Annotated in this window: 6 protein-coding genes; 4 read left to right on the top strand and 2 right to left on the bottom strand. The window is 57.9% G+C overall.

The window, feature by feature from the left end; all coding sequences use genetic code 11:
* The first annotated feature begins 411 nt into the window (after positions 1-411).
* Positions 412-537, top strand: coding sequence for a hypothetical protein (locus FHS98_RS19030; RefSeq protein WP_279588286.1), 126 nt, complete (start codon positions 412-414; stop codon positions 535-537).
* On the opposite strand, the gene FHS98_RS18470 is transcribed toward FHS98_RS19030, so the two are convergent.
* Positions 512-667 carry a hypothetical protein gene (locus tag FHS98_RS18470; RefSeq protein WP_167108905.1) on the bottom strand — a complete coding sequence of 52 codons (156 nt, stop codon included), beginning with the start codon at positions 665-667 and terminating at the stop codon, positions 512-514. The genes FHS98_RS19030 and FHS98_RS18470 overlap by 26 nt on opposite strands.
* A 1,241-nt stretch (positions 668-1,908) precedes the next feature.
* Between FHS98_RS18470 and FHS98_RS18475 the strand changes: the two genes are divergently transcribed.
* The gene (locus FHS98_RS18475; RefSeq protein WP_167108908.1) at positions 1,909-4,968 is read left to right on the top strand and encodes a type ISP restriction/modification enzyme; all 3,060 of its coding nucleotides are present in this window, start codon (positions 1,909-1,911) and stop codon (positions 4,966-4,968) included.
* Between the two features lie 253 nt (positions 4,969-5,221).
* On the opposite strand, the gene FHS98_RS18480 is transcribed toward FHS98_RS18475, so the two are convergent.
* Entirely contained in the window at positions 5,222-7,567 is a 2,346-nt protein-coding gene (locus tag FHS98_RS18480; RefSeq protein ID WP_167108911.1) for an nSTAND3 domain-containing NTPase, read from the bottom strand.
* Between the two features lie 126 nt (positions 7,568-7,693).
* On the opposite strand from FHS98_RS18480, the gene FHS98_RS18485 reads away from it, so the two are divergent.
* Positions 7,694-8,275, top strand: a complete 582-nt coding sequence (locus FHS98_RS18485) for a hypothetical protein (RefSeq protein ID WP_167108913.1) — start codon at positions 7,694-7,696, stop codon at positions 8,273-8,275.
* Between the two features lie 72 nt (positions 8,276-8,347).
* Entirely contained in the window at positions 8,348-9,256 is a 909-nt protein-coding gene (locus tag FHS98_RS18490) for a hypothetical protein (RefSeq protein ID WP_167108916.1), read from the top strand.
* Positions 9,257-9,347 lie beyond the last annotated feature (91 nt).

Here is a 9,347-nt window from a genome sequence, read left to right on the forward strand (position 1 = left end):
CCAAGCGCGCGTGCCTAGACCAACGGGATGAGGGGTCCCCTTTCGACGCCTATCACCCCGCTAACGGGGTCCTTTTTCCACGCTGATCCACACCTCTTGCCGTTGATGCCGGACAGATTCAGATTCATGCTCGATCGGCTCATTCGTCCAACCGCCCTCGCCCATCTGGCTAACAGCCGGACGCCGTCCGCCGCGCACCATGTCTGCGCGGTCCGATGCTTAGAACGATGTCGGCTTCGGACCTCGCTATCGGCTCCATCTGGTCGCGCCGGCAGCCACCCCGCGCAGACCGAGAGTGATACGATGGAGCATGATATCGAGCCGGTCTGCGCTTATCGAACCGGATATTGGGGGGCAGAAAGCCCGTGTCGCCCCACCGGACAGGTGTCGGGCTAGCGCAAGGATTTCATCATGACCGTGAGCAATCAGATCGCCGAGAAAGACGCCCTTTCCATCATGCTCCCGCTCCTCAGTGTCGTCATTGGAGCCGGCACGCTCGTCAGCTTCGTTGTCAGTCTTTGCGCGGGCCTGGATTGAACGGCGGATGATCGATCGTCACGCGCCAGTAGGCCGGGCTGACGCGCGTTACGCGGAATTGGGAGTTACCCGCTGGAGGTTTCAGCGACGCAATGCGGGTTGGCTCGCTGTCGACCGCCTCTTCGGTCATGGCTTCGGCTCCTTGTCAGAACATCCAGCTTTGCTGCGCTCCACACGTTCGATCTTCGGGAGGTGGCCGCCGTACCCATGCGTCATTGCCAGCAGACACAAAGCATCTCGCACGAATCCATTCCGTTGGCGACCAAGCGAGATCACAGACGATGATACCATTCGAAAGCAAGCGACGGAGCGCTAATCCGATCTACAACCTTGAGCATTGCCCTTTTCTGCGCCGCCGTCTCCGGCCGTCCGAGTTGCCATAATGCTTCCAACTGCAACACGGCGTTCACGGTTCGGATGAGTTGCTCGCCAACCGAGGCTGCGCTTGCCGCGAAAGCGCGTGCGGTAGCAAGCTCCATGCCCGTCGTCGCACCGGTGACGAGTGCGACCTGCCCCCCTGAAGTCATAGACGGGGTTCATACCTGAGCGCCCTCGACCTGCTGCTTCTTGCCGAAGACCGGGAAACGCCAATGAGGTGAACCCTTGGGTTGGCGCAAAGCTCCATGCCCAGGTGATTGCCGCTGACACACTCTGCGAAGCGGCCAATGTGCTCGATGGGCGCCTGAAGAAGCTGTTGGAGAGTGAACAGGCGACTCCAGAGGGCCAGCCTGTCTAACTTACCTGTCCCACAAACCTGTCCCACGCAGGTTTGAAAGTTCACCATAACACGATGAAAAATAACAATTTTCTGAAACTGGCTGGGGCGGCAGGCGAAGTGGATGCCGGCCATCCATCTGATTTAAATGCATTTTTGATCTTGTCATCAGCAGCTACCGCCAATTCTACCGGACTCTGCGCAGGCTGCAGTGAACTCAAATAGGCCGTTGAGAGGCCGAATTCATCGTTACGGTAAACCGTGCTTCTTCTGAGATGGAGCGCCGGACTGTCGAGCTAACGCCCGCGCCCACGCCGGCATTGGGCGTAATCACGCATCCGATTCTTCGGCTTCCACTGCCCGGTTGAAGGCGGACAGCTTCTGGAAAGACGAAAGCGGATAGATGCCATTCACCGGTCGTCTAAGGGATCGTCTCGGTTCGGTGGGCGCGAGGCACGCCACAAAAAACCACCCACAATGCGATATTCGGATCAGCCTCGCGGCCCTTTGATCTCGCCCCCCGTTCAAATTCCGGTTTTTGCCCGCACCGGCACAAAACGCAAAGCAAGGTCTAAGGGTGCGAGCGACGAAAGCTGACATTTATATTTCGTCCTGCTAGCTCCGTCCCTTGGCCATGCGGCTTTTCGGGAGGGTGCGTGAGCCGACAGTTGATTAACGAATATCGCGCTGATCTAGATCGCCTGCGCGCTGTCTCGGGCAGCCGCCGCGAAAGTGTGCTGCGCGAGGCGTTCAAGGATCTGCTAAAGCGCTGGGGCCGCGCCCACGACCTGCTGTTCGTTCCCGAGCATGCGATCACTACGCCTCAGAAGAACCGCATCTACCTCGACGGTGCATTGCTCCACGCGCTCCGCGTGCCGTTCGGCTATTGGGAAGCCAAGGATGTCGATGACGATCTCGACGCCGAGATCGCCGCGAAGACGCGGAAAGGCTATCCGCGAGATAACATCATCTATTCCGACGATCACACCGCGATCCTCATCCAGGACGGACACGAAGTCGCGCGTGTCGCGATGGATGATACCGACGCGCTGTATCCGGTGCTCGTCCGCTTCTACGCGCACGAGCGCCAGGAGATCGCCGACTTCAACAAGGCGGTAAAGCAGTTCAGTCAGGACCTGCCCGCCGTGCTCGCCGCTTTGCGCGACATGATCGCCAAAAAGCGCAAGGCGTCCAAACCGTTCGTCGCCGCCGAAAAGGCCTTCCTTCTCCACGCGCAGGAAGCGATCAACCCGGCGGTCACCGAAAGCGACGTGCAGGAAATGCTAATCCAGCACATCCTGACCGAGGACATCTTCGCCAAGGTGTTCGACAATCCCGACTTCCACCGCCAGAACAATGTCGCCTCCGAGCTCTACAAACTTGAGGAAAAGCTCTTCGCGCGGGGCGAGAAATCGACGCTTCTGCGCGCGCTATCTCCATATTATTCGGGCATCGCGCAGACCGCCGCGGTTATCCAGAGCCATTCGGAAAAGCAGGGCTTCCTCAAGGGGCTCTACGAAAATTTCTATAAGGTCTACAACGCCAAGGCCGCCGACCGTTTGGGCGTGGTCTATACTCCCGGCGAAATTGTCCGCTTTATGATCCGCTCCACCGACTGGCTGTGCGAGAAGCATTTCGGCAAGAATCTTATCGATCGCGGCATTGAAATCCTCGATCCCGCCACCGGCACCGGCACCTTCATCGTCGAACTGCTCGAACATTTCCGCGGGCATCACGACAAGCTGCGCCACAAATACAAGGAGGAGATGCACGCCAACGAAGTCGCAATCCTGCCGTATTATGTCGCCAATCTGAACATTGAGGCGACCTATCAGGCGATCACCGGCCAGTTCGCCGAGTTCGAGAATCTGTGCTTCGTCGACACGCTCGACAATGTCGACGCGCTCGGCATCCATACTGGTCACCAGTTCGATTTGCTCGGCAGCCTGACCGACGAGAATATCGAGCGCATCAAGAAGCAGAACCGGCGTAAGATAAGCGTCATAATAGGCAACCCGCCCTACAACGCGAACCAGCAGAACGAGAACGACAACAACAAAAACCGAGCATACGCGCACATCGATGAGCGCATTAAGGCCACATACATTAAGGCGAGCACGGCGCAGAAGACCAAGCTATACGATATGTATGCACGCTTTTATCGCTGGGCGAGTGACCGAATCGGCGACGAGGGAGTTCTGGCATTTGTCACGAACCGTAGTTTTATAGAGAGCCGGACATTCGATGGCTTTCGCAAGATACTTGCGCAAGATTTCAATGAAATTTGGATCGTAGATTTAGGCGGTGACGTTCGAGTTAATCCGCGACTCTCTGGAACCAAACATAACGTGTTCGGCATTCAAACTGGCGTAGCGATCTGCTTTTTAGTACGACGGAATGCCATAGGTGGCAGCACTATTCGATATACCCGTCGCCCAGAAGACGAGACGGCTGAAGATAAGTTAAGTTGGCTTGGGGAATCTTCGATCGCTACGACTCCAATGACGATTCAAAAGCCGAACGCACGGCATGACTGGCTCAACACCGAGGAGATCGGTGGGTGGGATATGATGCTTCGGATCGGCGATCCAGATACAAAAGCCGCGAATACACAAACAAAAGAACGCGCGATATTCAAGCTATATTCTCTTGGAGTTGCAACCAATCGGGACGATTGGGTGTACGACCTCAACAAAGAGAATGTTCTTGCTAAGGTCAATTTTCTTGCTGATCACTTTAACAAATCTCTTTCACGCAATGACACCGATCAATTTGAAGATACAACATTCAAATGGACGCGCTCACTGAAACGGCGCTTCTCGCGCAAACTGCCGATTCAGATTGAGGAATCCCATATCGTTCCGTCCAACTATCGCCCCTTTAGTAAGCAATTTTTGTATTTTGACGAAGCCCTCAACGAGATGCACAATCGCACAAACGAGATATTCAAATTTGGAAAACCGAACCGTTCAATCACAATTATGGGTGATTCAAGCGGAAAGCCTTATTTCACACTAGGGGTCGATCGAGTTCCTGATTTGAATTTCGTGAGCCCCGCATCAGGTGGAAGCCAGACATTTCCTCGCTACCGCTACACCAAATCCGGCGAACAGATCGACAACATCACCGACTGGGCGCTCAACAAGTTCGTCAAGCGATATGGCAAGAAGGGCGTCACCAAGGATGCGATCTTCTACTACATCTACGCCGTGCTCCACGATCCGCTTTATCGCGAGACCTATGCGCTGAACCTCAAACGCGAATTCCCGCGTATCCCCTTCTACCCCGATTTCGCCATGTGGGCGGCGTGGGGCGAGGCGCTAATGGTGCTCCACATCGGCTATGAGGACGTCGCGCCGTGGCCGGTCCAACGGATCGACACGCCGGGTACGCGCGCCGCGGGCACGCACCCCAAGCCAATTCTCAAATCGCAGCCCGAAGCGGGCGTGGTGGTGATTGACGCCGACACACAGATCGCTGCTATTCCGCCGGATGTTTGGACGTATCGGCTTGGCAACCGCTCTGCGGTCGATTGGGTGCTCGACCAGCACAAGGAAAAGCGCCCGCGCGATCCGACGATCGCGGCTGAGTTCAACACCTATCGCTTCGCCGATTACAAGGAGAGCATGATCGCGCTGCTTGCCAAGGTAGTGCGGGTAAGTGTCGAGACCTCTGAGATCACCAAGGCGATGACCCAAATTGATCGCAGCGCATAGCCGCCGGGCAGGAGTCGACCAGAGCCGGTCGTTCAGGTTACCCGCTGCGAAGGTCTGCATTTGACAGAAGCCGCCAAGCGGACCGTCAGCAAGAGCACCCACAGACCGGAAATTTGATGCCGGATGCTGAGCACGCGGAAGCCGCTGTTAGTTCAGGGCTCTTGGTGGATAAGGAGCCCCTCCTCCTTGCCACGGGTCGGTGGGTCTATTGCGGAATAGATGGGCAAATCAGTCTTTCTGCAGTCTCGTGGCGCTAAAACGGTATATCATCGAGATCGCCCAGATCGTCGTCGTCCACCACGCTCATGGCAGCGGTCGACGCACCGAGCGATCCGAATAGACTCGCCAGTGCGGCATCGTCGAATTTGTCGCTCGGCAGATTCGCAGCCCCCGTGAAACTCGCTTCAGTGTCCTCAGCCTCTGCCTCGCGCAATTGCGAAGTTCGGCGTTTGAGGGCGGCATGGGCGCGCTCGACAATGCGCGGATCGGCATCGAAACGAGCGGCGAGCGTGTTGATCGTCTTGCCCCAGTCTTCCAGCGTAGACTCCGAATCCAGGTGACCGAGATTGTCCTCCAAATCTTCCATCATCCGCCGCGCTGCGCCTTGGATCTCGGCGAAAAGCGCTGGCGGCAGACTGCCTTCATGTTCGTCGGCAGCCGCGAGAATGCGGGTGATGTCGTCTGGATCGAGATCGGTCGCAAGCAGACCAGATACCCCGGCCTGAATCGCGTCGATCAGTTCGGACGGTGTCGGCTCGCCCAGAGCCCGGGCTGCACGCAGCCCGGCTAGAATTTCCGGCAGCTTCCTTCCGTCCTCCCACGCAGACAGGACGGCGCAACCCCGGTCGGCGATCGTCTGCGCAGCTGCGATGAACGGCTTGGCGCTCGAGAGCCGCCACCAGTTCACGAGAAGGTCTATGCGGTCGGAATTCGGTAGCTCGTACATTCGAGAACGATATGTTTCTCCTGGAATGCGCTTCCACACCTCCACCGTTACGAACCGTTCGCAAAGCCGAACAAATCTGGAAACGAATGTGGTGACCCCCTCGTTGGTAGGACCGGGCTGCTTCATGAAGTGATCGAAGAGGTTGCGCGCGCTTCGCAGCGTGGGAACGCCTTCGGCCAGCACAGACAACAACGCGTTGTCACTCAGGTAACGCGCTAGATAGTCCCGTACCGACGGATTGACGAAACGCACCATCGTTCCTGATATCACCACGAAGCTGCCCTCGACCGTACGGAGCGCACCTTCGAAATCCTTTGGGTCATACGGCACGCCGAATTTCGCACACAGGACCGGGTGAATGCCGGCGAAGACTTCCTCGAGATCGTCGATCTCCGAGCCGTATTCGGACGTCAGAAACAGGGCGATCAGCAGGTGCTGCGAGCGCCGCGTGATGTGAGTACGGAAGGCTTTGTCCCAGATGAGATCAGGGTCCTTGAGCGTATCGAGAAACGCCTTGGGATACCCTGCCGGATCGGTATCGGCGATCCGGTCTGCCTCTGTCATGAACTGGATGATGCGGGGGTTATAGTGTTTGTGATCGACGATCTTCTTGATCGCTTTCTGATCGATTAGCGCTGCGATGTGGGCTTCGGGTACACCTGCTACAACCAGATGGTTGTATAGGATGCGCGCGCGAATGCGGCGGGTGTAGATGCCCACATCCAGAACATAGCGCGATACGTTGAGCTTGGTATCGGACAAAGCCTCCGAGAGCAATCGCGCCTGCTCGTAAATGTAAGCGCGGGTTGTCAGGATGAACCGCGCACCAGCTGTTCGCCGTACCCGGCTGATGAACCGGGCGAGATCGGTGTCCTGCGTCGACAAAGCGCGCTCGTCGAGCGCGATCCTGCCGAGGAAATCATCAAAGAAGAAAATTTGCCGCTTGCTGTCGTCGATCCGCGCAAACCCTTCTTCAAGATTGCGGATTGCGATGAGTTCCCACTCTTCCGCGATATAAGCGTAGCAAAGCATCTCGGCGAGCGTCGTCTTGCCGACGCCAGGTGGACCCGAAATGATGAGCACGCGCTGATTTTCCAAGATGTCTCGCCCTGATTTGAAACTCGGATTCTCGGCATAAACCTTGAGCTTCGCCTCGATCTCCTGGCGCGTAATCGTCGTGAAGTTGTGCGATGCTGCGTTGAGCACACGGTCGAGCGCACCGGCCCCGGAGAGCCACAGCTTGACGTGACTGCGTTCGATGTTGGGATATTTGCGGAGCAGACCGTTTAAGTCTTCGCATCCGAAGATGTCGTCGATCGAGCGCAACGACGACAGCCCAATGATTTCGGCTAGGGCAGCCTTGTTGTCCGGGGTCAGCGGGCGTGATGTCGCGAGGATGTATCGGTCTGGTTCGAGCCGGTCGATCGCGTCGCGCTCCTTCTTCATCACGCGAGCGAGCGCCGCCATGTCCGACAGGCGATAATGCTTTGCCTGGAGGATCACCGTCTCATCGCCGGTCGCATGTCGGCCGTCGACTCCGCCATCCGGACCTGGTCCGAACGCTTCAAATCGGACGCCAAGTTCGCAACCGATGAGATCGCGTACGAGATCTTCGAAATCGGCAGGGGAGAGGGTCTCGAAACTGTAGGTCAATTAAAGGCAGATCCCGCACGTTGCCATCAGATCTGGCGGGGCGTTACGCAGCCAGTCACGGGCCCTATTTTTATACGTAGCGCGACGCTGTGTATATGGTGCTGCCGGTCGTAACGGGGGGAAGCCATGCTCGATAGTGTCTATATTCTGGAAACGCTGGATCCGGAGGACTTTTTCGAGCGCCGCTTGGACGGCCATGCCGCGAACGAGATCCTGAAGATTTTGGACGTCACGACGGAATACCGGATCGCCTTCACCAGGCCGCTCGTCGAGCGGGCCATCGCCGAGGCAGCGAAAAGCAAGGCGCAGGTCCTACATTTTTCGTCGCACGGCAATGGCACCGGCGTCTTTCTCACCAACGGAAAGAAGCTCAGCTGGGCGGCGTTCGTCGATCTCATCAAGCCCGCCGCTGGGCCCGACACGGCGCTGGTCATGGCAACTTGTGGGGGCGGCGATCAGGAGCTCACGAAGGCTTTGACCGCGGCCGGCGTCGTCTTCGGCTGGGTGTTTGGATCGACCGCCGAAAAAGTCCATTTTTCGGACTGCTGCCTGGCCTGGTCGATACTCTACAATCGTCTGTGCGATCATGGCTTCGACAAGCCGGCCTTGATGACCACGCTCAACGCAATCAACGCAGCGATCGATGGCGACTTTGTCTATCGCCGCTGGACGGGGAAGAAATATCACCGCTTTCCGACGGAGAAATAGCATAACCGCTGCGCACCGGCGAGGGGAGCTCGCCGTCTCTTGACTCAGCACTTCTGCGATGGGGGATGATCCTTGGGTATTTGGCAGTTCTTCCAGCCACCGCTCTACTGGCAGCAATTCGAGGAGCTGTGCACGGCATTGCTGACCGAGGTCTATAGCGTCCCCAATGCGCAGCAGGTCGGTCGCCCCGGGCAGGCGCAGCACGGCGTCGATGTCTTCGGCACCTCGAGCCGCTACGGCAGGATTGGCATCCAGTGCAAACGGCTCGCCGATCTCGACGAGAACGGTAATCCTTATCCGGGCGGGCCGATCTCGCGCGCGTTTCTGCGCGACGAGGCGGACGCGGCGCTCGGCTTCACGTCCGATCTGAGCCTATGGATCCTTGCCACGACCGCACGGCGCGACACCAAGGTCCAAGCCTGGGTCGAGGAGATCAACGACAAGTGGGCACGGGCGGGACGCAACCGCATCGCGATCGTCTGGACCTGGGACGAGTGCATCTCCCACCTCAACAGCTATCCCGACTTGCAGCGCCGCTACTATCGCGACGTCATCCAGGTGCGCGCGCCTAAGGACCTAGACGAGATCATCCTGCGCACCATCGCGATGGCATTTGCCCGGCCGGCCTTCGAGGTGCCGCTTCACTGCGAAACTCCGAGCGAGTTCTTCCAGGCGTTGAAGGACACACAAAAGGCGCTGCGCACCGGCGAATTGGTCGATCGCGAAAGCCGCCAAGTCATCCGCAAGGCGATCGGCGGCTATCAAGAACTCGACGATACTGTGGCGCGGAATGGCCTTCGCGACGTCGACCAGAATCTGAAGCTCCTGCGCATGCAGCTCGAGCAGGGCTTGAAGGACGGCACGATCGTCGCTGTCGGCACTTGCCTCGATCTTCGCCAACCCGCTCTGGCGCGGCATCTCGATGACCTGCGTCAGCGCTGTCTCGATAATCTGAACCGCGTTCTAGGCCACGCCGGCTGAGGTGGTCCCGCCTTCTTGGACAGTTTGGCGGCTGAGTTAAGCTAATCCCGGTTGTCGTTCATGCCGCCTGTTTGATCATCAGGTCATGGGG

Origin of the sequence: Sphingomonas oligoaromativorans, assembly GCF_011762195.1 — a bacterium.
GTDB lineage: Bacteria > Pseudomonadota > Alphaproteobacteria > Sphingomonadales > Sphingomonadaceae > Solisphingomonas > Solisphingomonas oligoaromativorans.